Raw genomic sequence first — 26,704 nt, 5'->3', positions numbered from 1 at the left:
TCCGGTGTTCAGTTTTGGGATTTCAGAACCTGCCCGCGCTGCGCCAGCAGCGGCCGGGACGGGTAGTCGATCAGCGTCAGCCCGCCATCCACGATCAGTGTCTGACCGGTGATAAAGGAAGCGTCTTCGGAGGCCAGAAAGGCCACCGCGCCCGCGATTTCAGACGGCGTGCCCATCCGGTCCAGCAGCGAGGGCGGGAGGTCCCAGCTTCCATCCGCATGGCCCGAGGCAAAGGCGGTCAGATCATTGGTGATCCAGCCCGGGCTGACGGCATTGACCCGCACCGGCGCGGCCTCGGCGGCGAAGGCGCGGGTCAGCGCCTCGACCCCGGCCTTGGCCACGCCGTAAAGCCCCCAGTTGCCGTGCCAGGTCGCGGTCGAGGAGATATTCACCACCGCCCCGTTTGAGGCCTTCAGCAACGGCAGGCAATGGGCCGTCACCAGATAGGTGCTGTCCTGATTGGCGCCGCGGATACGGTCCCAGCGGGTGCCGGGGCTGTCCTTGGGGGCGTGTTCGATGCGCCGCCCGCCAAGGCCCGCATTGTTGACCAGCACGTCGAGCCGCTCCAGCCCGGCGGCCATATCGCAAACGTTCTCCTCGCGCGACAGGTCCACGGACAGGAACCGGGCATTTGCACCTTGCGCCGCAAGCCTCTCCGCCGCAGCATCGCCCTTTGCCTGGTTCCGCCCCGCGAGGATCAGATTGGCGCCTTCGCGGGCAAAGCGCTCGGCGATGCCGAAACCTATGCCCGTGTGCCCGCCGGTGATCAGGACGGTTTTGCCTGCAAAGCGGGTCATGCCGCCCGCCCTTGATGCAGTGGGGCCAGGCAGCGGAGACCGTGGCCGTTATCCACTTCCCATTGCGGGGTCTGGGTGCAGATCTCCTGCGCAAAGGGGCAGCGCTCGCGGAATTCGCAGCCGGAGGGACGTTTGAGCAGGCTGGGCGGCTCGCCTTTCAGGGCGATGCGCTCCAGCCGGGCGTCGGGGTCGGGTTCCGGGTTCGCTGACAACAGGCAGCGGGTATAGGGGTGGCGGGGGTCGTGGAAGACCGCCTCGGTGTTGCCTTCCTCGACCAGCCTGCCCAGGTACATGATGCCCATTCGGTCGGCCACATGGCGCACGACGTTGAGGTTGTGGGTGATGATCACCATCGCCAACCCCAGCCGCTCGCGCAGGTCGTTGAGCAGGTTCAGCAGTTCCCCCTGCACCGACACGTCGAGGCCCGCGGTGGGTTCATCCGCCAGGATCAGCTTCGGCTCCAGCGCCAGGGCGCGGGCGACGCCGACGCGGCGCGCCTGCCCGCCGGAGAGCTGGTACGGATAGCGGTCGGCAAAATGCGCAGGCAGGTTCACCATTTCAAGCAGGCGCTTGGCCTCAGCATCCAGATCGCGGTCCTTCATGCCCTGGATGCGGTAGGGTTCGGTGATCAGGCTGCGGATGGTCAGACGCGGCGACAGGCTGCCCACCGGGTCCTGGAACATCATCGCGATGTCCTTGCGCAGCGGCCGCAGGGTGCGCTCGGAGGCACTGCGGATCTCCTGCCCGTCGAACTTGACCGAACCCTCCTGCGCCGGCGCCAGCCCGGCAATGGCGCGGATCACCGTGGTCTTGCCCGAGCCGCTTTCGCCGACCAGCGCATAGGTTTCGCCGGGCTCCACCGCAAAGCTGACACCGGCCAGCACATTGACCGGCCCATAGCTGGTCTTGAGGTTCTTCACATCCAGCAAGGTCATTCGGCAGCCTCCTCATGGTTCAGCCAGCAGGCGGCGTGGTGGCCCTCTTTCAACTTCGCAAGCGGTGGCACCTGCGATGCGCAGCGCGGCATGGCCAAATCGCAGCGGTCGCGGAAGATGCAGCCGCCGGGCAGGTTGGCGAGGTCCGGCACCTCGCCCGGGATGGTCGGCAGCACGCGGGCGCGCTCCTTGATATGGCCGGGGTCGCAGTCGATCAGGCGGCGGGTGTAGGGGTGCTTGGGATCGTGGAAGATCTCCCGCACCTCACCGCTTTCGACCACGGCACCCGCATACATCACCACCACCCGGTCGCAGAGCTCGGCAATGACGCCCAGGTGGTGCGAGATGAACAGGATGGCGCAATTGAACTCCTGCTGCAGCTCCTGCAGGCGCTCGATGATCTGCACCTCCAGTGTCGCGTCCAGCGCCGTAGTTGGCTCATCCGCGATCAGCAGATCCGGCTCCGACATCAGCGCCATGGCGATGGCAATGCGCTGCCGCATGCCTCCGGAGAACTCATGCGGGAACTGGTCCAGCCGCGCCTCCGGATCGGGGATGCCGACAGCGCCCAGCATCTGCGCCGCACGCATGCGTTTCTCGGCCTTGGACGCTTTGGAGCGGTGCTGGATGTCCAGCATCTGCTGGCCGATAGACAACACCGGGTTGTGGGTTTGCATCGGGTCCTGGAACACAATGGAGATGTCAGCACCGCGCAAATCCCGCATCTTGCGTTCGGGCAGTTGCAGCAGGTCCTCGCCCTTGAACCGCACCTCGCCCTGGCGGAAGCGCGTGTTCGGCGCGGTCAGGCGCAGGATCGAGGAGATCAGGGTGGACTTGCCGCATCCCGACTCGCCGACGATGCCGACAATCTCACCCTTGCGGATGTCAAAGGATATATCGCGCAAGGCCTTCAGGTCGCCGCGGGCGGTTTCATAGTCGACGCTGAGACGGTCGATTTCCAGAAGTGTATCGATCATCGCTGTTTCCTCAGTTTCGGGTCAACCACGTCGCGCAAGGACTCGCCCAGGAAGGTGAAGCCAAGGGTTGCCAGGATGATCGGCAGACCGCCGCCCACCACCAGCCAGGGGGTCTGCCGGATCAGCGAATAGCCATCTTTCAGCAGCGCGCCCCAGCTGGGCGTCGGCGGTTTCACTCCGAGCCCCAGGAAAGACAGGCCCGCCTCCAGCGCGATCACGGTGGGAATGTCCATTGCGGCCAGCACCGCCAGAACGCCAACGATGTTGGGCAGCATATGCACGCCCAGGATACGGGTCATGCTGGCCCCCATCGAGCGTTCCGCCAGGATGAATTCCGAGTTGCGTAAGGTGAGCGTCTGGGTCCGCGCCACCCGGCCATAGGTTGGGATCGACGTTGCCATCACCACAAACACCACCGTCTGCAGGCTGGGGCCAACCAGCGCCACCACGGCCAGCGCAAACATCACCGTCGGAAAGGAACGGATGGTGTCAAAGAACAGCATCAAGAGGTTGTCGAGCCATTTCGGCCCGTAGCCGGCGATCATGCCCAGCGTCAGGCCAATGGCCATGGCGCCGAAGACAGCCGGCAGGGCAACCTGCAACGCCACCTGGCCGCCTGCAATCACGCGGGAAAACGTATCGCGGCCCAGCTGGTCAGTGCCCAGAAGATGCGTGGCGGAGGGGCCTTGCAGGCGATCCTTGATGTTCATGCCAACCGGATCGAAGGGCACGATCCAATAGGCAAAGATGGCGCAGAACACGATGGTGCCGACGATGATCAGCCCCATCAGTCCTAGCGGGTCGCGGGCGACACCGGTGAGGATCTGGCCCAGTTCGGAACGGGATTTAGCCATATCTCACGCTCTCCTTATTTCGCCGTGCGGGCACGGGGATCGAGCCAGGCGTTGATCAGATCGGCCAGCGCGGTGGAGACCACAAACAGGCCGGTCGAAATCAGCACCGATCCCATCACGATCGGGTAGTTGCGGGTGGTGATGCTGTCGATCACCAGCTTGCCGAGGCCGGGGCGGGCAAAGACGATTTCGGCAAAGACGGCGGAGGACAAGAGGAAACCCATGCCGACGCCGATCACCGTCACCACCGGCAGGATGGCAATGCGCAAGGCATAGACCATCACTACCCGGCGCTCGTTGATACCAAAGGCGCGGGCGGTGCGGATATGGCTTTCACCCATCACTTCCAGCATCGAGGCGCGTACCAGGCGGGCGATGTAGCCAACCCAGCTAAGGCCGATGGCAAAGGCGGGCAGCACCAGGTGGTTGAGGCGGCCCCAAAAGCCTTCTCCGGCGCCAATGGCCGGGAACCACTGCAGGTTAACGGCAAAGATCAGCAGGGACAGCAACGCAACCACAAAGGCAGGTGCAGCCACGAAGCTGACGGAAATTGCAGCGGTGATCCGGTCGATCACCGTATTGGGATGCGCGGCGGCATAGGCACCCAGCGCGATGCCCAGCGTTGCCGACCAGGTGATCGAGCCCAGGATCAGCCACAGGGTATGCGGCAGCTGCTGGAACACGATCTCGGTCACCGAGCGGCCCGAGAACACGTCGATGCCCAGGTCTCCCTGCATCAGGTTGCCGTAAAAGATGAGAAGCTGTTTCCAGATCGGCTGGTCCAGCGCCAGCTCTGCCGTCAGCCGCGCCTGCAGCTCGGGCGTGGCGCGCGGGCCCAGCATGATCTGGACCGGATCGCCGGGCACGGCACGGATCATCAGGAACATGGCGGTGACCGCCACGATCAGGATCAGCAATGCCAGCCCGAACCGCCGGGTTGCATAAAGTAACATGGCCGCATGGCTCCCTTAGTCTCGCTGTGCGGTAGGAAATCGGCACGGCTGCTCCGCAATTGCAGCCGTGCCAGGCGGTCAGGCCCGAGGGGAGGGTCAGGCCTTACCGAAGTAGCGCAGCAGGGCCAGCCCGTCGGGGCGCAGCGCCGGTGCAACCTTCGCCGAATGGATCACCGGCGTCGCCTCATGGGTCAGGAAGCGGTAGGCGCCGCTTTCCTCCATCAGATCCTGGGCGCGCTGGTACATCTCACCGCGCTTGGCCAGGTCGGTCTCCTGGTAGGCGGCGGCGTGGATCTTGTCGAACTCTTCATTGCTGAAACGTTCCCAGTTCCAGTGGCCGACCTGCTCGGTGGTGAACCAGGAAGTGGCATAGTACGGATCCGGGGTCATCGAGTAGCGGTTCAGCACCAGCTGCAGGTCTTCGTTGTCCGCGCTGGCCCAGAAGGCGCCGGATTCCAGAACGTTGACTTCAACGGTGATGCCGATCTGCGCCAGCGTTGCCTGGATCACCTGTGCTGCGGTGGTGAAGGTGGTCTTGTTCAGCGTGTCGAGCTTAAGGGTGACATTGGTTTCACCCAACTCCGCCAGCAGCGCTGCTGCCTTCTCGAAGTCCGCTTGCGGCGGGATCAGCGAGTTGGCACGGTTGCCAGCGAGGCCCGGCGCAATAATGCCGGTGGAGGGCTCCACGGCGCCGAAATAGGCCGCTTCGAGAACCGTGGGAACGTCAATCGCATGCTGGATCGCCTGGCGCAGTTTCTTGTTCTGCAGTTTCGGGTGATCCAGGTTCATGCCCAGCCATGCATAGTACAGCGACGGGTATTCCAGCAGCGTGCCGCCGTTCGGCACACCATCGCGGTAGCGCTGCACTGAACCCAGAGAGACGCGGGTGAAGTCCAGTTCGCCGGCTTCAAACGCGATTTCAGCTGTGTTTTCATCGTCGATCGGCAGGATCTCGATGGTATCCCAGGCCGGCGCTTCGCCTTTCCAGTCGGGGTTGCGTTTCAGCGTGGTCTTGGCCTTTGGCTCCCAGCTGGCGCGCAGATAGGGGCCGGATTCCGCCACCGGGTCCGAGCCAATGCGGCCGCCTGCGGCCTCAACCGCCGCTTTGGAGACGATGTTGCCGGTGATATAGGGCAGCGCGATGCTCCACAGCGGCGCAAAGGGTTCGTTCAGAACAATAGTGCCTTCGCGCTCGCCGGTCACTTCGACGTGGCTCAGCGGGCCCATGTCGGGCTTGTTTGGGCTTTCGGTGGCATCTGCGATGATGCGTTCGAAGGAGAACTTCACGTCTTCGGCGGTCATCGCGCCAAAACCGTTGGTAAAGCCGATGTCGTCACGCAGGGCGAATTTCACATGGGTCGGATCCGCCTGCTCGATCATCGCGGCGGCGTCCAGTTGCCAGTCCCATTCGCGGCCCGGCTTGTACTGGATCAGCTTGTTATAGATCGAGGCATGCACTTCTTCTTCGACCACGCCAACGCTGTGCGCCGGATCCATGTTCTGAGCGTCGCCATAGGCACGCACCCGCAGCACGCCGTCATCGGCGGCAAAGGCGCGGCTGGCCAGGCTGCCCGGCAGCACGGCAGCGGCGCCCAGAGCGGTGGCGCCTTTCAGAAACTTGCGGCGCCCCACCGGCGCCTTGGTCCATTCGATCTTCATGGTGTCCTCCCTTAAGATCAGTTCACAGAAGCCCGCGTGGAAGGGTCTCAGCCCATTCCTTTGCCAGAACTTCCGTTTCATCCGCGCCCTCCGTGGCGCGCAATTTCCGGGTCAGGTAAAAGTTCTGCCCGTCGCAATGCATGGTGCTTTCAGTGCTGATGGCGACCTGCCAGCCATCGCGCTGAAAGGTGAAACGCCACTGCGTCTCGAACCGTGCCGAGGCCGGATCGTCGGGGTGAATGGCATAGCGCATTGCCACATGGCTGCCGGTGGCCAGCCCGTGGTAAGGATCGCGCGTCTCACCGAAATCGTCGAAGGTTTCCAGAACCACGGTGCCGTCCTCCAGCACCCTGCGTCCGGATGTTCCCGAGGGCGCGCGCAACTCCTTGGCCTGCAGGGTTGGGAAGTCCTGCGCCGGGCCGGGATTTGCAGGATCAGCTTCTACAGCCGCCTCCCGCACCGGCAAATGCAGGGAACAGCCCTCCAAGTGAAGGGTAACCTCCGCAGCCTGCGGCGCGGGCCAGATCATCGGCCAATAAGAGGTCGACAGCGCCAGCCGCAGTTTGTGCCCGGCGCGCAGATGGTGGGCGCATTCATTGAGCGCAATCTCTGCCTCATACTCCTGCCCGGGAACCAGTGCCTCCGGTGTCTCGTGGCTGCTGTGATGGGTCAGGTTCAAGGGCCGGAAGCTGATCCGCTGCGAGACGCCCCCGGGCGTGACATCGCAGAGCCGCGCGGTAACTTGGGCAACCGGCTTGTCCACCGAGAACCGCAGCCGCAGCCGGGCGCGGCCCAGCAATTCCAGCGGGTCTTCCAGCACTGCGCCGTCAAAGCAGACCGACAAGGCATCATCTTCTGTCTGATCCCCCGCAAGTTCGTTGTCGATCCGCATGCCCGGGCAGAAGTAGCCGCCGGCCTGGCCGAGGTGTGCGGGCGAAGCAATCGTCAGTGCCCCCTGCCCTGCGGTTTTTGAGAACCCGCCCGGAACCAGGTGCCAAACAGTTTCTGACACATTGGGTGATGGCCAGTCCGCCTCAGCCACCCAGCGCCCCCGCCGCGGAGTATTCTGCGCTACGGGATTGAAATGCTCCTGCATATAGGCGCGGTAGGCCGGCAAGTCTTCAGCGCCGTTTTCCTCCTGCTTCAGCCAGCGGTCAAACCAGCCCAGCACCTCGGAATGGAAGTCCGAGGCCTCCAGCTTGGAGATATGGGGGTAGCGGTGCTCCCACGGGCCTATCAGAGCCTTGGAATGTGCTTGCAAGCTGGCCGCCAGGGCTGGAGGTGTGTTCACGTAAGGATCGGCCCAACCGGTGATGGCCAGAACCGGCACCTGGATCGCTGACCAGTCCTCGCAGACCGAGCCGTGCTTCCAATAGCCGTCGCGCAGCGGATGGCGCATCCAGTCTGCCGCGCAGAACGGGACGTTCTCCATCCGGGCAATCCAGTCCTCGCGCCAATCAGCACGCAGTTCCGGGTCGGCGGGACGGGTCAGATAGGCGAACATCTGTGCGCCCCAGTTGACATTGTCGCCAACCAGGCAGCCGCCCATGTAATGAACGTCGTCCTCATAGCGGTCCACGGCGGAGGCCACTGTTACCACGGCCTTCAGTGCCTCCGGCTGGCGGAAGGCCAATTGCAACCCGTTGAAGCCGCCCCAGGAAATGCCGATCATCCCCACCCGGCCTGCGCACCAGGGCTGCGCCGCGATCCACTCCAGCACTGCCTCGCCGTCGCTCAGCTCCTGTTCGGAATATTCGTCGTCAAAGACGCCCTCACTGTCGCCGGTTCCAGCAAGATCCACCCGCACACAGGCATAGCCTTCGGCGGCAAACACCCGGTGGGCGGTCTCATCCCGCGCCGCGGTGCCGTCGCGTTTGCGGTACGGCAGGTATTCGAGAATGGCGGGAAACGGCCCGGTGCCTTCCGGCATCCACATCCGCACCGCCAGCCGCCGCCCGTCCGGCAGGGGGAGCCATTGGTTTTCGATGCAGGTAACGGGCATTGGGGTCTCCAGGCAGGGTGATGCCCTCCAGAGACCCCGGATTTGCCATTGACGGAACTGTGCAAACATGCGCGAAGTGACGCGACCTGTATCAAACTAGCGTCACTTCGCGAAGGAAATCCGCCCTTGTCCGGGAATTTTTCAGAAAATCTGCGCTCGCTTTGCGCCGAGCACGGCAGCATCGCCCAGATATGCCGTGAGATCGGCATCAACCGCCAGCAGTTCAACCGCTACCTCAATGGCAGCAGCATGCCAGCGGCCCACAACCTGCGCCGCATTGCCCGCTATTTTGCGATTCCTGAATCGCAGCTGTTCACGGAAAACACTGATTTTGAGACCACGTTGGCAGATTCGGCAGGCGCGGTGCAGCACGGTGCGGGCGAGAAATTCATGGCGCCGTTCCGCGGCCAGCAGCGCAACCTGAAACGCTACCTCGGCTTCTATCACGCCTATTTCCGCACGCCGTCCTGGGGCGAAGGCATCTTCTGCTCGCTCACACGCTTTTCCGAGGAAGACGGCTACATCGTCTCCCGCAACATGGAAATCGCCCATGACCCGGAGCAAAGCATCCGGCAGATCTCGCGCTATCACGGCATGGTCACCCTGCGCGGCAACCGGCTGTTCATCACCGAGCACGAACGCGCCCGCGAGGGCAGCGTGGCACAGACCATCCTGTTCTCGGCGCACCGCCAGCAGCTGAAATACCTGCGGGGCATGACCATGGGCGTGGCCTGGCGCCCTTTCCCGCGCCCCTATGCGGCCCGGGCAATCTGGAAACGGCTCGACGAACGGGTCACTGCCCGCGAGGCCATCGCCGCCTGCGGCGTTTACCCGGTCCGCAGCCCCCGGATCGACCCGGCCATCCGCAAATACCTGGAAGCCCCGGACAAGGAGGATCTGCCGGACACGCCAGGCAGTGTCCTTTTCTAAAGTTGTTGCTGGAAAGAACAAGGCGGCCGTTTGGCCGCCTTTGCTGTTTTTTGCTTGGATATCAGTTTCCTGACCCTTCCTCCCCGTCTCCTGACAGGGTGCCGGGATCGAAAACGTTGCCGAAGCCGGAGCTGCTGCCCTGACTGCTGTCCTGAGGCTGTTGCTCCGCCTCAGCGCCATCATCCTCTTCGCCTGAGAGGTTGCCGGGGTTGAAGACGCCGCCGAAGCCGGAGTTGTTGCCTGCGGGCTGGGTGGCCTGCGGTGTGGCCTCGCCCTGCTGCTCTTGCTGCTGCAGGCGGCGCTCTTCGCGCTGGCGGCGCAGCTCCTGGATGCGCTCCTCGGTCTCCAGGCGCTTCTGCTCCTGGACATCCGCAATGCACTGCTGCGGGCTGTAGACCGAGGCGGTGCCGACCACCGCAACCGTGGCGCAGGCCACCACCACCAGCGCCACCGCCGCGGCGTTGGAGCTGAGGAAACCGGGCAGCCGCAGCTTGCCGCTTTCCAGCTCTTCCACCGTCGCCTTCTTGCGCGCCGCCGCAACCAGCTCCTTGCGGCGGATCGAGGCCTCGTTGGCAAGGGCGGCAAACACCGTCAGCACCACGATGATGAAGGCCAGGGCCGAGATCGCAGGGGTGATGCCGTAGCGCACCTTCTGCGCCAGCTCGATGGTCAGCGTCGGGTATTCGCCGAAGGTGAAGGTGGTGGTGTTGTAGTTCTCAAAGCTTGCGAGAAACGCCAGCACCGCGGCGGAGGCAATGGCAGGCCGCATGAACGGCAGCAGCACCTTGCGGAAGGCCTGGGCATGGGTGGCGCCCAGATCCAGCGCCGCCTCGGTCAGCGCAATGTCATAGCGCTGCAGGCGGGCCACCAGCACCAGCATGCAATAGCTGGCGATGAAGGTGGACTGGCCGATGATGGTCAGGAACAAACCATTGGACAGCCAGCTGTCCGCCCCCAGCCCCAGCAGCCGGTTGATCCGGTCCCAGAACACCAGGGTCGAGATCCCCAGCACCACGCCGGGAATGAGGATCGGCGCGATGATGATGGTGTAATAGGTGGCGCGCAGCCTGGGCCAGATCTGGGTCAGCATCAAGGCGCCCGCGAGGCCCATCGCCACCGACAGCACCACCGTGCCCGCCCCCACCAGGATCGAGTTCCAGATGCCGTTCAGGATCCGCTCGTCCCGGAACAGGGCCGAGAACCACTCGAACGTCAGGCACTCCCAGGGGGTCATCCGCGGGAACGACGGCGAGTTGAAGGCGGTCGCCGACATGATCACCAGCGGCCCCAGGAGGTAGGCAAAGAAGATTGCCAGGTAGACCCAGAGGCTTACGCGCATAAAGGAGAAGTTCTTCATTTGCCGATATCCCCCATGTTCACTTTGAACAGGCGCATCACCGCCAGAACCAAGAGGATACAGGTGACCAGCAGCACCACCGCATAGGCTGCGCCCTGCGGCCAGTCGGAGTTGTCATTGAACTGCTGATAGATCAGCTGGGTGAACCACAGGGAGGACGGACCGCCGAGGATCTGCGGCGCCGCCAGCGCGCCTGCCGACAGCATGAACACCATGGTGCAGCCCGAGGAGATCCCCGGCTTGGCGTAGGGAATGACCACCCGCTGGTGGATCTTGGCCCAGCTCGCGCCCATGTCGCGCGCCGCCTCGATCTGGTTGCGGTCCAGGCTCTCGATCACATTGTAGATCGGGAAGATCATCAAGAGGATGTAGGCATAGCCCAGGCCCGCATACAGCGCGATGTCATTGCGGATGAAGTCAAAGGGCGTGTCGAAGATGCCAAGGCCGACAAACATGTTATTGAGCACCCCGGTCTCGCCGAAGATGATCCGCAAGGCGAAGGCGCGCAGGATCTCGTTGATCCAGTAGGGGATGATCAGCATCAGCGCGAAGATGCGGATGTGATTGCCCTTGGTCTGGGCCAGGTAATAGGCGATCGGATAGCACAGGATCAGGTTGAAGAGGGTGACGCAGACCGCCGCCACCAGGGTGCGGAAGAACACCTTGAGGTCGACCGCGTTATAGTCCTGGCTGCCGCCTTCGGGGCCGTAGATCAGGTATTTGTAATTCTCCAGCGTATAGACGTCCTTGGGGCCGCCGATCTCCGGCGGCGGCAGGTTGGGACGGAAGGAAAAGTCGAGCATCGACAGCTGCGGCAGGATGATGAGGCCGATGGTCCAAAAGAGGACCAGCCCCAGCATCAGGCTGCCCATGCCGGTGCCGTTGCGTTTGAAGAACTCCCTCAGGAAGCTTGGCATGGCGTGGCCTCCCTCATTCCGCGGCCAGCTCACCGGCCGGCACGATGACGGCATTGTCCGCCGCATATTCCAGGGTGATGGTCTGGCCGGTGTGGTCCTCGAACGACTGGCCCAGATTGGGGATGGAAACCTTCAGCTCCTTGCCGCCCTCGCCTTCCATGAAGATGTTGAAGACATTGCCCTCGAACTCCTCGTGGTTGACGCGTGCGGTCACGAAATGATCGCCGGAGGCCCCCTGGGGCGCCAGCGCAAAAGCCTCGGGCCGGATGAACATCATCGCCTCGTCGCCTTCTTTCATGCGGCCCTGGTTGGCGGAGGAGATCCGCGCCACCAGCTCCCCTGAGCGGTTGGTGGCGATCAGCGCCTCATTGCCCATGACGCGCTTGACACGGCCGCGGAAGACATTGTTTTCGCCGACAAAAGAGGCGGCAAAGGCGGTGGAGGGATCGTTGTAGATGGTCTTGCCATCGGCGATCTGGTCAATCACGCCCGCCTTCATCACCGCGATATTGTCGGACATGGTCAGCGCCTCGCCCTGGTCGTGGGTGATGTAGATGAAGGTGATGCCGACCCGCTGCTGGATCTCCCTGAGCTCGGTGCGCATGTGCTGGCGCAGCTTCAGATCCAGCGCCGACAGCGGCTCATCCAAGAGCAGCACATCCGGCTCGGCGCAAAGCGCCCGCGCGATGGCCACCCGCTGGCGCTGGCCGCCCGACAGCTCGCTCGGCAGCTTGTCGCCCTGGCCGGGCAGCGCGATCATGTCCAACAGCTCATCGGCGCGCTTGCGGCGTTCCTTGGCGCTGGCGCCCTTGATCTCCATCGAGAAGGTGATGTTTTCCCAGATCTTCATCAGCGGAAACAGCGCCAGGTTCTGGAAGATCAGCGCCGTCGGGCGCTTGTTCGGCCCGATGCCTTTCATGTCGTTGCCGCCGATCAGCACCTTGCCGCCGCTCGGCTCCAGAAAGCCGGAGACGGCGCGCAGGATGGTGGTCTTGCCGCAGCCCGACGGCCCCAGGAAGGAGAAGAAGTCCCCTCCGTTGATATTCACATTGGCATCGCGCACGGCGACAAAATCGCCAAAGCGGATCCACAAATTCTCGAGATCAACCCCGACCCCTGCACTCATTTGAATTCTCCCCGGGATGCTATCCGTCTGTCCGGCGTCCAGGGCCGATGCTTGGAGGATTTGCTCTTCCCTTGTCTTCAAGTGGATTGCACCGTCTCCCGCGGTGCGGAAAGGCCCCCGGGTATGACCCCGGGGGGTGTGCCCAAGTGCTAAGGCGTCAGGCGCTCTTGAACTTATTGACGAATTCGGTGCGCACGTCTGCATACCAGGGCGCCTCTGCCGGCCAGGCATTCAGGTTGGCCAGCGCATTGCCCGGATAGGCCTCGGCAAAGTTCTTCTTGTAGGAGTCCCCTGCAAATGCATCCGCCCCCAGCACCGGCGAATTGTAGCCATGGAAGTCGATCTCCTTGCCGGCAATTTCCTTGCGGTAGGCGTACTCGATGAAGGCGTAAACCTGATCCACATTCTTGGCGCCCGCAGGCAGCACAAGGCCATCGACCCAGGCCATGGCTCCTTCGATGGGCGCCTGATAATGCACCGGCTCGCCTGCGGTCTTCAGCGCCAGCGGCGGGCCGTCCCAGGTCTGGCCAACGACGACACCGTCATTGAGCAGACCGTTCTTCTGGGTATCCGCGTCATTCCAGATCAGCTTGATGCGGGACTTTCGGGCGATGCACCAATCGGTGATCTGGCCCCAGACCTGCCGCATGGTGGCCTCATCCTCGTAAGCTGCCCAGACGGAACCGGCTTCCATCTCGCCGATCCGCTCCATGTAAAGGCCCGCGCCCAGCATCATCGAATGTGCCCGGCCCATGGTCTTGCCCGCGTTTTCCTCGGACCAGACATCGCCATATGAGGGTGCGTCGCCTTCCGGCAGCCACTTGTCGGTGCGGTAGGCAATGCCCTCGGTGCCCCACATATGCGGCAGCCAATGCGCGCCCTTGCCGCCAAAGTTCCAGGCAGTTTCGCCCACCTTCAGCATCGCCGGGTTCACCGCTTCGGTGTTCACACGGGCAAGGTCGAAGGGCTGCAGCACGTCCAGCGGCTCCCACTGCAGCGAGCGGTTGTTGGTCGGGGTGATCAGGTCAAAACCCTGGCCTTTGGTGGCCTTCATCTTGTTGATCATTTCCTCGTTGGAACCGGTCGAGGTGTAGTTGATCTTGATGCCGGTTTCACTCTCGAAACCGCTGACAAAATCCTCGGACATATAGCCCGACCACATCATGATGTTGATCTCACCGGAGGAAGCCAGCGCGCTTTTGGTATAAAGCGGTGCGGCCAAGGCGGCGGCGCCTGCGCTCTTCAGTACCGTGCGGCGGGTGAGGGTGGATTTTTCAGTCATCTTTGGTCTTCTCCCTTTATGGACTTCTGATTTGCTTTTGGCCTGCGCCCGGCACCGGTCTCCAAGGACCGGGCCCAGGAAATTCAAGGGACCTTACAAGGCCCTTTCGAAGAGTTTTGTTAGGTTTTTTTCGTTGAGATTGATGGGGTTTCCGCCGCATGAGGGGTCTGTTGCGGCGTCTTTTGCGAGGGCGGGGATGGCGTCTTCGGTGACGCCGAGACCGGACAGGCGGCGGGGGATGGCGAGGCTGTCGTTGAGCTCCTGCACAAAGGCGCGGAAGCCGTCGAAGCCGCCTGCGATGCCCAAGTATGCCGCCGCCATATTGAAGCGGTCCGCAATCGCCGGCGCGTTGAACTCCAGGACGCTGGGCATGCAGACCGCGTTGGTGGTGCCGTGGTGGGTGTTGAACTGGGCGCCGATGGGATGGCTCATCGCGTGGATCGCGCCAAGCCCCTTCATGAAGGCGGTGGCGCCCATGGCCGCGGCGCTCATCATCTGGGCGCGGGCCTCGATGTCCGTCCCATCCGCATAGGCGCGCGGCAGGTAGTCCTTGACCAGCCGCATGCCCTCCAGCGCGATGCCCTGGGACATCGGGTGGTAATGCGGGCTGCTGAACGCCTCGACGCAATGGGCAAAGGCGTCCAAGCCAGTGCCCGCGGTGATGAACTTGGGCATGCCGACGGTCAGTTCGGGATCGCAGATCACCACCGCGGGCAGAACTTTCGGGTGGAAGATGATCTTTTTGGCGTGGCTGACACTGTCGGTGATCACGCTGGCGCGGCCCACTTCGGAGCCGGTTCCGGCAGTGGTCGGCACCGCGATGATCGGCGCGATGGCATCAGCATCGGCGCGGGTCCACCAGTCGCCGATATCCTCAAAATCCCACACGGGCCGGGTCTGGCCTGCCATGAAGGCAACCATCTTGCCGAGATCCAGGCCGGAGCCGCCGCCAAAGGCAATCACCCCGTCATGGCCGCCGGCCTTGTAGGCGGCGACGCCTGCGTCCAGGTTCTTCTCATTCGGGTTCGGGTCGACCTCCGAGAACATCGCCCGGCCCAGGCCCGCGGCCTCCAGGATGTCGAGCGTCGATTGGGTGACCGGCAGATCGGCCAGCCCCTTGTCGGTGACCAGCAGCGGGCGTTTGATGCCCGCGGCGGCGCAGGCCTCAGCCAGTTCCTTGATGCGGCCGGCGCCGAATTTGATTGCGGTCGGGTAGGACCAGTTTCCAACGAGAGACATGAGGGTGTTCCTGTGTTGATGCCGGGGAGGGGGCGCTGCCCCCGCTTGCCTGGCGGCAAGCCCCCCGGAGTATTTCCGGAAAGATGAAAGCCGGTCAGCCGGTGCGTTTCTTCAGGTGATAGCTCTTCGGGCGGGTCAGGTTGTGGTAGCCGATCACCGACAGGCCGCCGCCGCGGCCGGTGTCCTTGCAGCCGGTCCAGCACAGGCCGGGATCCAGATAGTCGGCGCGGTTCATGAACACGGTGCCGGTCTCGATCCGGTCGCCCACGGCCTGGGCCCGCTCCACATCGCGGGTCCAGAGCGAGGCGGTGAGGCCGAAGTCGCTGTCGTTCATCAGCCGGATGGCTTCTTCGTCCGACGACACCTTCATGATGCCCGCCACCGGGCCAAAGCTTTCCTCGCGCATCACCCGCATATCGTGGGTGACACCGGTCAGGATCTGCGGCGTGAGGTAAGCGCCGCCGTCGTCCTCGGCGAAGGGTGCGATATGGGCCACGGCACCTGCGGCCACCGCCTCGGCAATCTGGCCGCGCACCTCTTCGGCAAAGCGCACATTGGCCATCGGGCCGATGGTGGTCTCCGCCTCCAGCGGGTTGCCCAGCTTGTAGCCTTGCACGATGGCAATGGCCTTCTCCAGAAAGGCGTCATAGAGGCTCTCGTGCACATAGATCCGCTCGATGCCGCAGCAGCACTGGCCGGAGTTGAACATGGCGCCGTCAATCAGCGTGTCCACGGCTGCGTCCAGGTCCGCGTCCTCCATCACATAGCCCGGATCCTTGCCGCCCAGTTCGGTGCCGACGCCGGTGAAGGTGCCCGCCGCGGCGCGCTCCATCGCCTGGCCGCCGCCCACCGAGCCGGTGAAGTTCACGAAGTTGAACGCGCGTGCTGCGATCAGCTCCGAGGTGGTGCCGTGATCCAGGAAAACATTCTGGAACACATCCTGCGGCACGCCTGCGCCGTGGAAGGCCTGTGCCATCCGCTCGCCCGCGAGAAGCGTCTGGGTCGCGTGTTTCAGCACCACCGCATTGCCGGCAATCAGTGCCGGCGCCACGGTGTTGATCGCAGTCATATAGGGGTAGTTCCAGGGCGCCACCACAAACACCACCCCATGCGGCAGCCGCTTGATGTAGCGTTTGAAGGTCTCGTCCTCGCCGGCCTCAATGTCTGCGAGCGCTTCCTCTGCGATCTGCGCCATGTGGCTGGCGCGCTCGTTGAAGCCGCCGAACTCGCCGCCATAGCGCACCGGGCGGCCCATCATATGCGCCAGTTCCGGCACGATCTCGCCGTTCATGGCACCAACGGCGGCCACGCCTGCCATCACCAGATCAATGCGCTCCTGCAACGGCCGCGCTGCCCAGGCGCCTTGCGCCGCCCGTGCCCGTTCCGCCGCCGCAAAGGCGTCCTCGCGCGGCAGCACTTCGCGTTCTGCAAAGACCGATCCGTCAACCGGTGAGATGCATTTCAATACCTGGCCCATCGCCATTCACTCCAGTCCTCGGGGCACGCCGCCCCTGCTTCTTTCTGGTCAAAAATACTCCGGGGTTTGGGGCAGCGCCCCAATCCGCCAGATGCGGGCTCACGCCCGCTCAAATCCACGCGCAATCTCGTAATCGGTGACCACCCGGTCGAAATCCTCGATCTCGACCTCGGCGGCCCGCACATAGTGGTCCACCACATCGTCTCCCAGCGCCGCGCGCAGCATCGCCGAGCCCTTCAGCGCCGCCGCCGCATCGCGCAAGGTGCCGGGGATCATGCCGCTGTCGCCCTGATAGACATCGCCCTTGGCCGGCGGCTGCAGCTCCAGCCCTTCCTCGATGCCGGCGATGCCCGCCGCCAGCATGCCCGCCATCGCCAGATAGGGGTTCATATCCGAGCCCGGGATCCGGCACTCCACCCGGATCGCCTTGGTTCCGTCACCGCACAGCCGGTAGCCCGCGGTGCGGTTGTCCACCGACCAGATGATCCGCGTGGGCGCAAAAGTGCCCTTCATGAAGCGTTTGTAGCTGTTGATGTAGGGCGCCATGAAGGCGGTGTAGTCGGGGGCGTATTTCAAGAGACCCGCCATGTAGTTCTTCATCAGCGCCGACATGCCAAGCGGGTCGCTTTCGTCAAAGAACGCAGGCTTGCCGTCCTGCCACAGCGACTGGTGCACATGGGACGAGGAACCCACTTTGTCATGGCTCCACTTCGGCAGGAAAGTCACTGCATGCCTCTGCTGCTCCGCGATTTCCTTGATTGCGTGTTTGGCAATGGTGTGGAACTCCGCTGTTTCCATCGCCGCGGCATATTTGATGTTCAGCTCCTCCTGGCCGGTTTCCGCCTCGCCCTTGGAGTTCTCGACCGGCAGCCCCGCATCCCACAGATGGTTGCGGATGGGCCGCATCACATGCTCCTCGCGGCTGGTCTGCAGGATGGAGTAATCCTCGTTGTAGCCGGAGATCGGCGCCAGGTCGCGGAAGCCTGAGCGGCGGATCTCGTCAAAGCTTTTCTCAAACAGGAAAAACTCCAGCTCGGTGGCGCACATCGCCTCATAGCCCATCGCCTGAAGCCGCTGCACCTGCCGTTTCAGAATGGCGCGGGGGGAATGCGGAACCTCCTCATGCGTGTGGTGATCCAGCACATCGCACAAGACCATCACCGTGCCCTCCAGCCAGGGCACCGGCCGGAGCGTCGCCAGATCCGGCTTCATCACATAATCGCCGTAGCCTCGCTCCCAGCTGGTGGAGGCATAGCCGTCCGGCGTCGCCATCTCCAGGTCGGTCGCCAGCAGGTAATTGCAGCAATGCGTCTCCTCCCAGGCCCCCGCAACAAAATGACCGGCATGAAACCGCTTCCCCATCAGGCGGCCCTGCATGTCAACAAGGCAAACCAGAACCGTGTCGACAGCGCCTGCAGCAACTTGATCTTTCAAAGCCTCAAATGTCAGCTGTTTGCTCACGATACATCCTCCTTGATCGTGATGTCCCTCAGTGCCGGCTCCAGCAGGCGCAGCAGTTCCTGCGCCCGGGCGGCAATGCTCTCCGGCGTGCGCATCAAATCGTTGCGCACTTCAATCATCACATTGGCCAGACCGCGCCGCTGCGCATGCAGACGCAAGGAATGGGTCACGCCATCGCCTGGCCCGTAAGGCTCGTTGCGCTCCACCCGGCGACCCGCAAGGCGGCCGGTGTGGTCCAGCATCGCGTCGGCAAGACGGCTGTCTTCGTCGTGCAGAAGGCCAATTTCCACTGCCCGCGGCTTGCCGAAGTAAACCGGTGTGAAACTGTGAATTGTCACCAGCACCGTGTCCGGCCCACGGGCGTCCAAAACCCGCGATACCGCCTCACAGAACGGTCTGTACACGCTTTCCGCACGCGCTTCGCGCTCTGCCTGGCTCAAGCTCTGATTGCCGGGCACCTGGATCAGCTCGGATTTCTCCGGCATGGCGCTGGCGGCCTCGGGCGGGCGGTTGCAGTCGTAAACCAGCCGCGACACGGTGGACATCACCGCCGGAGCGTCCAGGGCTTCGGCCAGTGCCAGGGTCAGCTCCCGCGCACCGGGATCCCAGGCGGCATGGCTGAGGCGCTCAACCTCTGCCAGACCCAGGCCATTGTATCCGGCGGGTATGCGGGCGCTGGCGTGCTCGCACAGCAAAGCGACCCGGCCCAGGCCCTGTTCGTTGAAGACTTCAACCGGCGGAGTTCCGGAGCTCGCGATCATGTTGTTGCCTCCGTCAGGTTGGTCTTTGTCATTTCGGACGTCTCCTTGACCAGCCGCTTCGCCCGCTGCCCCGGGTGCCGACGGCTTTTGTTCAGGGCACACAACAGAACGCCTGCAGCAAAAGGGCGGATGGGAATTGCCGGAGCTGCCACCGGGTCAGCCCTTGATCAGCGCCAGCATAGCGGCGTGCAGTTCCGGGGTGGCGGCAGAGACCACCCGGCCGTCAGAGTGCAGTCCCAGCGGCAGGCCGTCCCAATCGGTGATGACACCGCCCGCCGATTTCGATCACAGCCGAGACCGGCAGGAAATCATAAGGCTGCAGATCATAGTCGATCACAGCGTCCACGTGGCCCGCTGCGAGCAGCGCATGCGGATAGCAGTCATAAGCGAACCGGCGGGTCTGGCCCGAGTGCATCAGCCGCTCGAACAGTTGCGGATAGTCGCGGTGAATCTTGTCGCCTTCGTTGACGTAGAGCACTGACTGATCCACCCGGGTTTGCCCGGATACCCGGATGGGCGTCCCATTCAGCGTTGCCCCCTGTCCGCGAACCCCCAGAAAGGTCTCACCCAGGGCCGGCATGCCAATCACGCCGACCTGCGGCACACCGCCTTTCAGATACCCCAGCAGGAACCCGAACAACGGATGTCCCGACAGGAACGAACGGGTGCCGTCGATCGGGTCGATGATCCACACATCCTCCTTGTCCGAGCCTTCAAAACCGTGCTCTTCGCCAAAGACCCCGTGATCCGGGAAATTGTGTTCCAGATAGGCGCGCACCTGGTCCTCGACACCCTTGTCAGCTTGGGTGACCGGGCTTTCATCTTCCTTGAATTCGACCCCAAGCCGGCCGCGGAAATAACCGCGGGCAGCTTCTGCCGCAATCTCCGCAATCCGTACTGCGTGGTCCGCATAGTTCTGTGTCATCAGCATCGGTTCGGGGTCCGTCCCTTTGGTTTGAGCCAGGACTGCAGCGGAACGGGGCCTGATCCGCTGCAGCCCTGAAGGTACCCGGAATGCCCGGGCTGACTTGATCGCCGGGATTTGACCGTTTCCACATGGCGCCCTGGAGAATCCCAATTTGACGGTCAAATTTCGGCAAAATGTGGATTTAGTCAACAAAAAAAATGGATAATGCCCGAAACTGCCCGAAATTCACGGTTGCTCCGAACAAATCCACACGGGCAGGCCCCGGAAATTGTTGGAAATCCAATTGGGCCTACCGTTTGATCAATAATGGGTCTTCATGGAAATCCAATATGCCGCATCATAGAGGCTGAAACCCCTGGCGCTGCTGCGTCGGCTTCGGAGTGTCAGGCCAATGTGCATTTCCGAATGGGAAACCATCAGACCAGGACGCAGCCGGATGACCGAATTTCATGCTTTCCCGACCAGCCAAGCCCTGCTGCAGCGGCGGCACCGGCGTTATTTCAGTGCAGCCATCCTGCTGACCGAAGGCTTCTCGTTGCTCAGCTTGACGTCGCTGACCGATGTGCTGGATGCGGTGCAGGCGGCCTCCTCGCCGGATTGCGCCGCGGTGTCGCTGATAACGCTGGACGGCACTCCGGTGCGCTCTCGCTCCAAGGTGAAGGTTGCACCGGACATGGCATGGCCGGACAGTCCGCAGCGGGACGGCATGCAGCCAAGGCCGGATGTCTATGTCATCTGCTCCGGAAACCGGCTTTCGGACAGCGAAGCCGCCGCGGTGCTGGAGCTGGTGCGCAAGTGCCGCGCAACCGCGACTCCGGTCTGCGTCATGGGCGGGGCGATCCGTCTTGTTGCCCAGTCGGGCCATATTTCCCGGGGCACCGATCACTGGTCGCGCATTCCTGCCAGCCGGGAGACCCTGCCGCATGTCGAGTTCGAGGATTTAATCTTTGTCCGCGACGGCAATCTGTTCAGCTGCTCCGGCGAGATGGGGGCGATGGACTTTGCCCTGAACTGGGTGGAAGGCAATATCTCGGCAGAGACCGCCGCCCGGATCCGCAATTACCTGCTGGTGCAATCTGCCCGCAGTGCCGACCGGGCCCAGACCTGCAGCGCCGCGGACCGCTACCGCGGCACGCCGGTCAAATTGCAAAAGGCCATCGACCTGATGCTGCAGAATATGGAAGAGCCGCTGACGGTGAATGAAATTGCCACGGCCATCGGCCTTTCGGTGCGCCAGATCGAACGGATGTTCCTGCGCTACCTGGGCACCTCACCGGTGCGCTTTTACAGAATGCAGCGGCTGGAGCTTGGCCGCAGCCTGGTCGAGGACACCAATATGCCGGTTACCGAGATCGCCTTGGCCTGCGGGTTCAAATCGCTCTCCTCCTTCATCAAGCTGTTCCGCAACAGTTTTGGCGCCACCCCGGTCACATTCCGTGCGTCCAAAGCCGCCTGAGGCAGGACCCCGGAGCACCTTCCTCTCCTGACGTCTGGCCTGCGGGCCGGCCGGCCTCTCCTCTCGCAGGTGCCCCGAACTGCCGTCAGCCCTCCGGGACCAGTTCCCGGAGGGCCTTTTCTTTGGATCCTGACCCTAGGTGTTTGATCCCAAGGTTTGATGGTGCGGTCCATTCGATGGAATGGAAGGATGCCCTATGGGACAGATACGCCATGGATGCGCCGCGGCCACGCACGCTATCCGAGCAGCAATACAGCGACCGCAAGCTTCGAACGCGGCTCTGAGCCGCGAGCTTGGTATAAATGTCAAGACCGTTGCCAAATGGCGGAAGCGCCAAACTGCCGAGGATAGAAAGACGGGGCCAAAGGAGCCCGGCTCGACTGTTCCAAGCAAAGATGAAGAGGCGATGGCCGTTGCCTTTCGACGCCATACCTTGCTTCCGCTTGACGATTGTCTCTATGCCTTGCAGCCCTCCATTCCTTATCTGACGCGGCCTTCATTGCATCGCTGTTTGCAGCGGCACGGTATCTCACGACTGCCCGGCATGAACAGCGGCAAGCCAAAGCGGCCGCGGTTCAAACGCTATCCGATTGGCTTCTTTCACATCGGCATTGCCGAACTCCGGACGGCTGAAGGCAAGCTCTGCCTCTTTGCTGCCATTGACCGAACCAGCAAGTTCGCCGTGGCGCAGCTGGTAGAGAACGCAAACAGAAAGACCGCCTGGGAGTTCTTGGAGCACCTCCTCAAGGTGGTGCCTCACCGTATTCACACCATCCTAACCGATAACGGTATTCAGTTCGCAGACCAGCCTCGGAATAGGAACACAGCCTGCTCAAGGCCAATGGGTTTCGATCTGATCTGCGAAGCCAATGGGATCGGGCATCGGCTTGCAAAGCCAAACCATCCGTGGACCAATGGCCAGGTCGAACGCATGAACCGCACAATCAAAGACGCCACCGTAAAGCGATACCGCCGCGAGAGCCACGACCAGCTTCGCACGCACCTGGCCGGTTTCCTCGATGCCTGCAATTATGGTCGCCGCCTGAAGACTCTCAGCGGTCTCACGCCATACGAATGCATCTGCAAATTCTGGACTTCAGTGCCAGACAGATTTATTGTCGACCCGATCCACCAGATGCCGGGGCTGAACACCTAGCCCTTCATTTTGCGGCCCTCGGGATCATAAGGTACGCGTGCCAGCGGCACGGCCCTGAACTGCCGGTCCGCCACTTCGATTTCAAAGCTGCGGGCGCGGGTTTCGGCCAGGGTCTCCCCCGGGGCAATGGCTACATTGGCAAAGCAGAGGTTCTTGCCCGTGCGCGGCCCCTTGGCGCCGGATGAAGTCAGCCCGGTCCGGCTGCCGCCCTCCCAGACCACCTCGTCATGCAACAGCAGCGCATCGCCCTCGACCTCCAGCAGGATCTGGCGGCGGGCCAGACCGTTCTCTTTTTGCCTGGCCAGCGCATCCCGGCCCAGGAAATCGCCCTTGTTCCAATTGACGGCAAAGCCGATCCCCGCCTCCAGCGGCGAGATATCCGGCCCCAGGTCGTGGCCCCAATGCTTGAACCCCTTCTCGATACGGCAGCCGTCAAAGGCGTGAATACCCAAGAGTCCGGCGCCCTCGGCCCGCAGCGCATCAAACAGCGCAGGTGCCTGCGCGGCCGGCACCGAGACTTCCCAGCCCAATTCGCCAACAAAGCTGATCCGGGTGGCGCTGCTCTTGAGACCTGCTACGGTGACCGGGCGGGCCGTGGAAAAAGGAAAAGCCTGCCAGTCATCGTTGGACAGCTTCTGCAGCAGCGCACGCGACCGCGGACCCATCACCCCGATCACCGCTTCTGCCTCGGTCACATCCGTCAGCGTCACGTCAAACCCTTTGAACCGGGCTTGTTTCCGCAGCCAGTACAGATCCTTGCGCCGGGTCGCCGCGCCAGAGGTCACCCGGAAGCGGGCGGCGCCCAAGCGGGTCACGGTCAGATCTGCCTCCACACCGCCGCGCCGGTTCAGCCAAGCAGTATAGACCGCGCGGCCCTCTGCCACATCCATGTCCGCAGTGCTGACCCATTGCAGCAAGGCCAGCGCGTCCGGCCCCGTCACATCAATCTTGGTGAACATCGAAAGATCAATCAGCGACACATCCGCTGCCATTTCTTGCGCCTCGCGGTCCGCCACATACTGCCAGCTTTGCGGACCCACGGAATAGGGCAGCGCCTTTTCTGCCTCATCCTGCGCAAACCAGCGGGCGCGCTCCCAAGCACCGCCCACGCCCCAGACCGCTCTGGCCTGGTCCAGTTGTTCATGCAATGGCGACCGGCGCAGGTTGCGGCCTGAAATGGGCTGTTTGAACGGCCAGTGCATGGCAAAGTTGTTGCCCACCGCCTCGCGCATCTTGTCTTCCATGTAGGCCTCGCCCGCCTGCAGCGGGTCGCAGCGCAGGATGTCGATGTCCCACAAGTCGCTGGGCGCCTCGCCGCCGATCATCCAATCGGCCAGCGCATCACCCACCCCGGCCGAGGACATGATCCCGACCGAGTTCAAGCCCGTTGCCACAAACAGGTTCCGCAGCTCCGGCGTCTCCCCCACCAGCGGGCGGCTGTCGGCGGTAAAGCTCTCCGGCCCGTTCAGGAAATGCTGGATGCCGGCGCTCTCCAGCCCCGGATACATGCTGAGCGCGGCTTCAATGAAAGGCTCCGCCTGCTCCCAGTCGTCTTCCATCTCCAGAAATGGCCGGTCGCCTTCGGCGCCTTGCGGGTCCCAGGGTTTGGCGTCCATTTCGAACCAGCCAACCAGCAGCTTGCCCGCGTCGCCTTTCATATAGACGTGGGTTTCCATGTCGCGGAACACAGGGAAAGGCTTGGGGAAGCCTGCGATCGGCTCGGTCACCACATACATGTGCTTGACCGCGTGCTGCGGCAGCACCACGCCGGCCTCATCGGCCAGCCTCTTGGACCAGGCGCCGGCGCAAAGCGCCACCTGATTGGCAAGGATTTGGGTCCCATCCGCCAGTTCCACCCCGGTTACCCGGCTCTCCTCCTGCAGCAGGCGCGCCACGCTGACCCCTTCGCGGATCTCAACTCCGCGGTTGCGGGCGCCTTTGGCATAGGCCATCGTCAGATCAACCGGGTTGACCTGACCGTCCTCCTTCAGCGTCAACGCACCATGGATCCCCTCGGCACTGATGCCAGGCGCCCGCGCCGCCACCTCCTCGCCCGAGATCATCTCCGGCGTCATGCCGGCGTACCCCGCCATCGCGTGGATCCGGTGCAACTCGTCCATCCGCTCCGGCCGCCGCGCGATCCAATAGCCGGTAGTCTGCTGATACCCGGTTGCCAGCCCGGTTTCCCGCTCCAGCTCCGGAAAGGTTTGCAGCGCCTTCGAGGCCAGCTTGGTCATATTGAAGGTCGAACGCAGCGGCCCCACGATTCCGGCCGCATGCCAGGTGGTGCCCGAAGTCATCAGATTGCGTTCCAAAAGCAGAATGTCCTCCGCCCCCTTCTTCGCCAGATGATAGGCAAGGCTGAGGCCGATCACCCCGCCGCCGATAATGACAATATTGCGCTGTTCAGGCATGGCACCCTCTGTCTGTTTCTGGGTTAAGGATGCCGGAAACCGAACGCCAGAACAGGTGCTCCCTCCGTCGAATGAACGTAAGCTATTGCTATTGCTAAGTTAGATGGGCGCACGCATATCCATCGCACACAAAATTTGACCCGTCGCACGTCAAGCCATGCTTTTTCTGCATCTATATATGTGTAGTTTCCAGATACTGTCCCAACCGGATCAACGCCCATGCCGCCAGAAACCAATTCCTTCCTTAAGCCGGTGATGAACGCGTTGGCCGCCTTCCGCGCGGTGGCCGCGCTCGGCTCGGTCAGCGCCGCGGCGCAGGCGCTTGGCACCTCGCAATCCAGCTTGTCGCGGCACGTGCAGAACCTGGAGGAGCATCTGAACTGCCCGCTGTTCCTGCGCCAGAGCCGGCGCATGGTGCTGACCACGGCGGGCCAACAGCTGTTTGCCACCGTGGATGCGGGGCTTGGTGCGATTTCGCAAAAGGCGCAGGAGCTGCAGCGCCAGCAGGGCCCGGGGGAGATCCGCATCCGCTGCGGCCATGGCTTTGCGCACTTCTGGATGCTGCAGCATTACCCGCGCCTGCAGCGCTCTTTTCCGCAGTTGCAGATCAACCTGTCGGTTGGCCCTTTGGGTGTACGCCCAGAAGACGGGGTGCCGGACCTCGATGTGCGCCTTGGCCCGCATCCGGACCCTGATTGGCACTCCGACCTTCTGATCCCCGAGGACATCTGTCTGGCCGCCGCGCCGGCGCTGCTGGAAAAACACGGGCTGGCCGCCCCGGGCCTGGCGGAGCTCACCCGCTTGCCGCTGTTGCATCTGGACCGGGGTGAATACGGTATCCTGTGGTTCGGTTCCTTCTTCGAACGCTTCGGCATTCCATACGAACCGGACCCCGCCACCCTGTTCTTTAACAGCTACCCGCATGTGGTTTATGCTGCAATCGAAGGGCGCGGCATCGGTATCATCTGGCGGGGGCTTGATGACGGCGCCCTGGACAGCGGCGAACTGGTGGAGCTGCCCGGCACCGGCCTGCGCACCGAAAGCGGTTATTTCCTGACCTGCCGCAAGGCGGTCCGGGATGAGCCGGATATGGCCCGGGTGCGCCGCTGGCTGATCAACGCCTGCGCCCGGGGCCGGCTGCCCCGCTAACCCGGTCCGGCCAGATGCCGGGTGGCCATCGAGAACAGTTCTGCCTGGGAGGAGATCCCCAGCTTGGAATAGGCGTGGTGCCGGTGCACTTTCACCGTGCCCTCGGCAATCCCCAGATAGGCCGCAGCCGACGGCGTTGAATGGCCCTGCAGGATCAGCTGCACCACCTCCCGCTCCCGAGGGCTGAGCACACCGGTGCCAAAGGTCTGCATCCTGTCCTCCCAACCTTCCAACTGGAAATTCTCCGCAGGTTCCTTGGCCTGCCCCCATTGCCGCCGGATTGCGGCAGAGATCACCGCAAGCACCGCATTCAGCCGCACGGTGTCCGCTGGCTCAAACCGCTGCGCCCGGGCAAAGCGCGCCAAGGACACGATGAACCAGCTGTCCGCGCCGTCCGGCACCAGCACGCCGATTTCGTCGCTGATGCTGATCTTGCGGTAGAAGGCACGGTAGTATTCCGAGCGGTAGAACGCCTCAGGCGCCAGATCCATCAGCCGGTAAGCCCCTGGCGCACAGCCATTGCGGCAGGCTTGATAGAGCGGGTCCAGCAGATAGGGGCCGCTGGCGTAGAACTCCACTGTGATCGCCGCCTGCAACTCGTCCAAGTCCTGATAAAGCGACACCGGCGGCATCGCGCCCTCGTAGCGCGACACGATCATGGAATCGAAGCTGCAGCTCAGCGACAGGATCTGCCGCAGCGCCTGCGCAAAGCGCTCGGTGCCGATCAACTCTGCTAGTGCGGCCATGGCAGCGGCCCAGTCGGGGGCAAGCGCGGGAAAGGCGGTGTTGTCGCTCATTCTATACCTATAGATATATATCTTTGGCCAAGTTTACCGGCATAAGCGCGGATTTCAAACTGGGTTCCAAGCAATTC

At 63.2% G+C, this 26,704-nt stretch carries 22 protein-coding genes; 4 read left to right on the top strand and 18 right to left on the bottom strand.

What is annotated here, in order from left to right; genetic code table 11:
• Positions 1-8: 8 nt before the first annotated feature.
• The 7 genes from ACXAEH_RS21525 to ACXAEH_RS21495 form a co-directional block, all read right to left on the bottom strand.
• On the bottom strand, positions 9-797 hold the full coding sequence (locus tag ACXAEH_RS21525; protein ID WP_475035985.1) for an SDR family NAD(P)-dependent oxidoreductase: 789 nt from the start codon (positions 795-797) through the stop codon (positions 9-11).
• On the bottom strand, positions 794-1,732 hold the full coding sequence (locus tag ACXAEH_RS21520) for an oligopeptide/dipeptide ABC transporter ATP-binding protein (protein ID WP_475035983.1): 939 nt from the start codon (positions 1,730-1,732) through the stop codon (positions 794-796). The genes ACXAEH_RS21525 and ACXAEH_RS21520 overlap by 4 nt, the downstream gene beginning before the upstream one ends.
• The gene (locus tag ACXAEH_RS21515; protein ID WP_475035981.1) at positions 1,729-2,709 is read right to left on the bottom strand and encodes an ABC transporter ATP-binding protein; all 981 of its coding nucleotides are present in this window, start codon (positions 2,707-2,709) and stop codon (positions 1,729-1,731) included. The genes ACXAEH_RS21520 and ACXAEH_RS21515 overlap by 4 nt, the downstream gene beginning before the upstream one ends.
• Positions 2,706-3,563 (bottom strand): ABC transporter permease, encoded by an 858-nt coding sequence (locus ACXAEH_RS21510; RefSeq protein WP_475035979.1) that lies wholly within the window; start codon positions 3,561-3,563, stop codon positions 2,706-2,708. Before ACXAEH_RS21510 ends, ACXAEH_RS21515 begins: the two co-directional genes overlap by 4 nt.
• Before the next feature lie 14 nt (positions 3,564-3,577).
• Positions 3,578-4,516: an ABC transporter permease gene (locus tag ACXAEH_RS21505; protein WP_475035977.1), complete on the bottom strand. Its 939-nt coding sequence runs from the start codon at positions 4,514-4,516 to the stop codon at positions 3,578-3,580.
• Between the two features lie 96 nt (positions 4,517-4,612).
• Positions 4,613-6,175 (bottom strand): ABC transporter substrate-binding protein, encoded by a 1,563-nt coding sequence (locus ACXAEH_RS21500; RefSeq protein ID WP_475035976.1) that lies wholly within the window; start codon positions 6,173-6,175, stop codon positions 4,613-4,615.
• Positions 6,176-6,197: 22 nt separating this feature from the next.
• Complete coding sequence (locus ACXAEH_RS21495; RefSeq protein WP_475035974.1) at positions 6,198-8,177, bottom strand: CocE/NonD family hydrolase; 1,980 nt, start codon at positions 8,175-8,177, stop codon at positions 6,198-6,200.
• 126 nt (positions 8,178-8,303) lie between these two features.
• Between ACXAEH_RS21495 and ACXAEH_RS21490 the strand changes: the two genes are divergently transcribed.
• The gene (locus tag ACXAEH_RS21490) at positions 8,304-9,107 is read left to right on the top strand and encodes a helix-turn-helix transcriptional regulator (RefSeq protein WP_475035972.1); all 804 of its coding nucleotides are present in this window, start codon (positions 8,304-8,306) and stop codon (positions 9,105-9,107) included.
• A 61-nt stretch (positions 9,108-9,168) separates the two neighbouring features.
• Here the strand turns inward: ACXAEH_RS21490 and ACXAEH_RS21485 are convergent, their stop codons facing one another.
• The 9 genes from ACXAEH_RS21485 to ACXAEH_RS21445 form a co-directional block, all read right to left on the bottom strand.
• Positions 9,169-10,464, bottom strand: a complete 1,296-nt coding sequence (locus tag ACXAEH_RS21485; protein ID WP_475032786.1) for an ABC transporter permease — start codon at positions 10,462-10,464, stop codon at positions 9,169-9,171.
• Entirely contained in the window at positions 10,461-11,381 is a 921-nt protein-coding gene (locus ACXAEH_RS21480) for an ABC transporter permease (RefSeq protein ID WP_475032788.1), read from the bottom strand. The genes ACXAEH_RS21485 and ACXAEH_RS21480 overlap by 4 nt, the downstream gene beginning before the upstream one ends.
• A gap of 13 nt (positions 11,382-11,394) precedes the next feature.
• Positions 11,395-12,507 (bottom strand): ABC transporter ATP-binding protein, encoded by a 1,113-nt coding sequence (locus ACXAEH_RS21475; RefSeq protein ID WP_475032790.1) that lies wholly within the window; start codon positions 12,505-12,507, stop codon positions 11,395-11,397.
• Between the two features lie 157 nt (positions 12,508-12,664).
• Entirely contained in the window at positions 12,665-13,789 is a 1,125-nt protein-coding gene (locus ACXAEH_RS21470; RefSeq protein ID WP_475035970.1) for an extracellular solute-binding protein, read from the bottom strand.
• 93 nt (positions 13,790-13,882) lie between these two features.
• Positions 13,883-15,028, bottom strand: a complete 1,146-nt coding sequence (locus ACXAEH_RS21465; protein WP_475035968.1) for an iron-containing alcohol dehydrogenase — start codon at positions 15,026-15,028, stop codon at positions 13,883-13,885.
• 94 nt (positions 15,029-15,122) lie between these two features.
• Positions 15,123-16,505, bottom strand: coding sequence for an aldehyde dehydrogenase family protein (locus ACXAEH_RS21460; RefSeq protein WP_475035635.1), 1,383 nt, complete (start codon positions 16,503-16,505; stop codon positions 15,123-15,125).
• A gap of 99 nt (positions 16,506-16,604) precedes the next feature.
• The gene (locus ACXAEH_RS21455) at positions 16,605-17,966 is read right to left on the bottom strand and encodes a glutamine synthetase family protein (protein ID WP_475035966.1); all 1,362 of its coding nucleotides are present in this window, start codon (positions 17,964-17,966) and stop codon (positions 16,605-16,607) included.
• Positions 17,963-18,727 carry an N-formylglutamate amidohydrolase gene (locus ACXAEH_RS21450; RefSeq protein ID WP_475035965.1) on the bottom strand — a complete coding sequence of 255 codons (765 nt, stop codon included), beginning with the start codon at positions 18,725-18,727 and terminating at the stop codon, positions 17,963-17,965. The genes ACXAEH_RS21455 and ACXAEH_RS21450 overlap by 4 nt, the downstream gene beginning before the upstream one ends.
• Before the next feature lie 223 nt (positions 18,728-18,950).
• The gene (locus tag ACXAEH_RS21445; protein WP_475035964.1) at positions 18,951-19,652 is read right to left on the bottom strand and encodes an inositol monophosphatase family protein; all 702 of its coding nucleotides are present in this window, start codon (positions 19,650-19,652) and stop codon (positions 18,951-18,953) included.
• 439 nt (positions 19,653-20,091) lie between these two features.
• On the opposite strand from ACXAEH_RS21445, the gene ACXAEH_RS21440 reads away from it, so the two are divergent.
• Together ACXAEH_RS21440 and ACXAEH_RS21435 are read left to right on the top strand one after the other, a co-directional pair.
• The gene (locus ACXAEH_RS21440; RefSeq protein WP_475035962.1) at positions 20,092-21,111 is read left to right on the top strand and encodes a GlxA family transcriptional regulator; all 1,020 of its coding nucleotides are present in this window, start codon (positions 20,092-20,094) and stop codon (positions 21,109-21,111) included.
• Positions 21,112-21,307: 196 nt separating this feature from the next.
• Positions 21,308-22,267, top strand: a complete 960-nt coding sequence (locus tag ACXAEH_RS21435) for an IS481 family transposase (RefSeq protein WP_475035961.1) — start codon at positions 21,308-21,310, stop codon at positions 22,265-22,267.
• Here the strand turns inward: ACXAEH_RS21435 and ACXAEH_RS21430 are convergent.
• The gene (locus ACXAEH_RS21430; RefSeq protein ID WP_475035959.1) at positions 22,264-24,681 is read right to left on the bottom strand and encodes a GcvT family protein; all 2,418 of its coding nucleotides are present in this window, start codon (positions 24,679-24,681) and stop codon (positions 22,264-22,266) included. The genes ACXAEH_RS21435 and ACXAEH_RS21430 overlap by 4 nt on opposite strands.
• Before the next feature lie 219 nt (positions 24,682-24,900).
• Between ACXAEH_RS21430 and ACXAEH_RS21425 the strand changes: the two genes are divergently transcribed.
• Entirely contained in the window at positions 24,901-25,830 is a 930-nt protein-coding gene (locus ACXAEH_RS21425; protein ID WP_475035957.1) for a LysR family transcriptional regulator, read from the top strand.
• Here the strand turns inward: ACXAEH_RS21425 and ACXAEH_RS21420 are convergent.
• On the bottom strand, positions 25,827-26,627 hold the full coding sequence (locus ACXAEH_RS21420) for a helix-turn-helix transcriptional regulator (RefSeq protein WP_475035955.1): 801 nt from the start codon (positions 26,625-26,627) through the stop codon (positions 25,827-25,829). The two genes, ACXAEH_RS21425 and ACXAEH_RS21420, sit on opposite strands and share 4 nt — an antisense overlap.
• Between the last annotated feature and the right edge of the window lie 77 nt (positions 26,628-26,704).

This window comes from Leisingera sp. ABM4_060, assembly GCF_056158765.1.
This window is presented reverse-complemented; position numbering and strand designations above follow the sequence as displayed.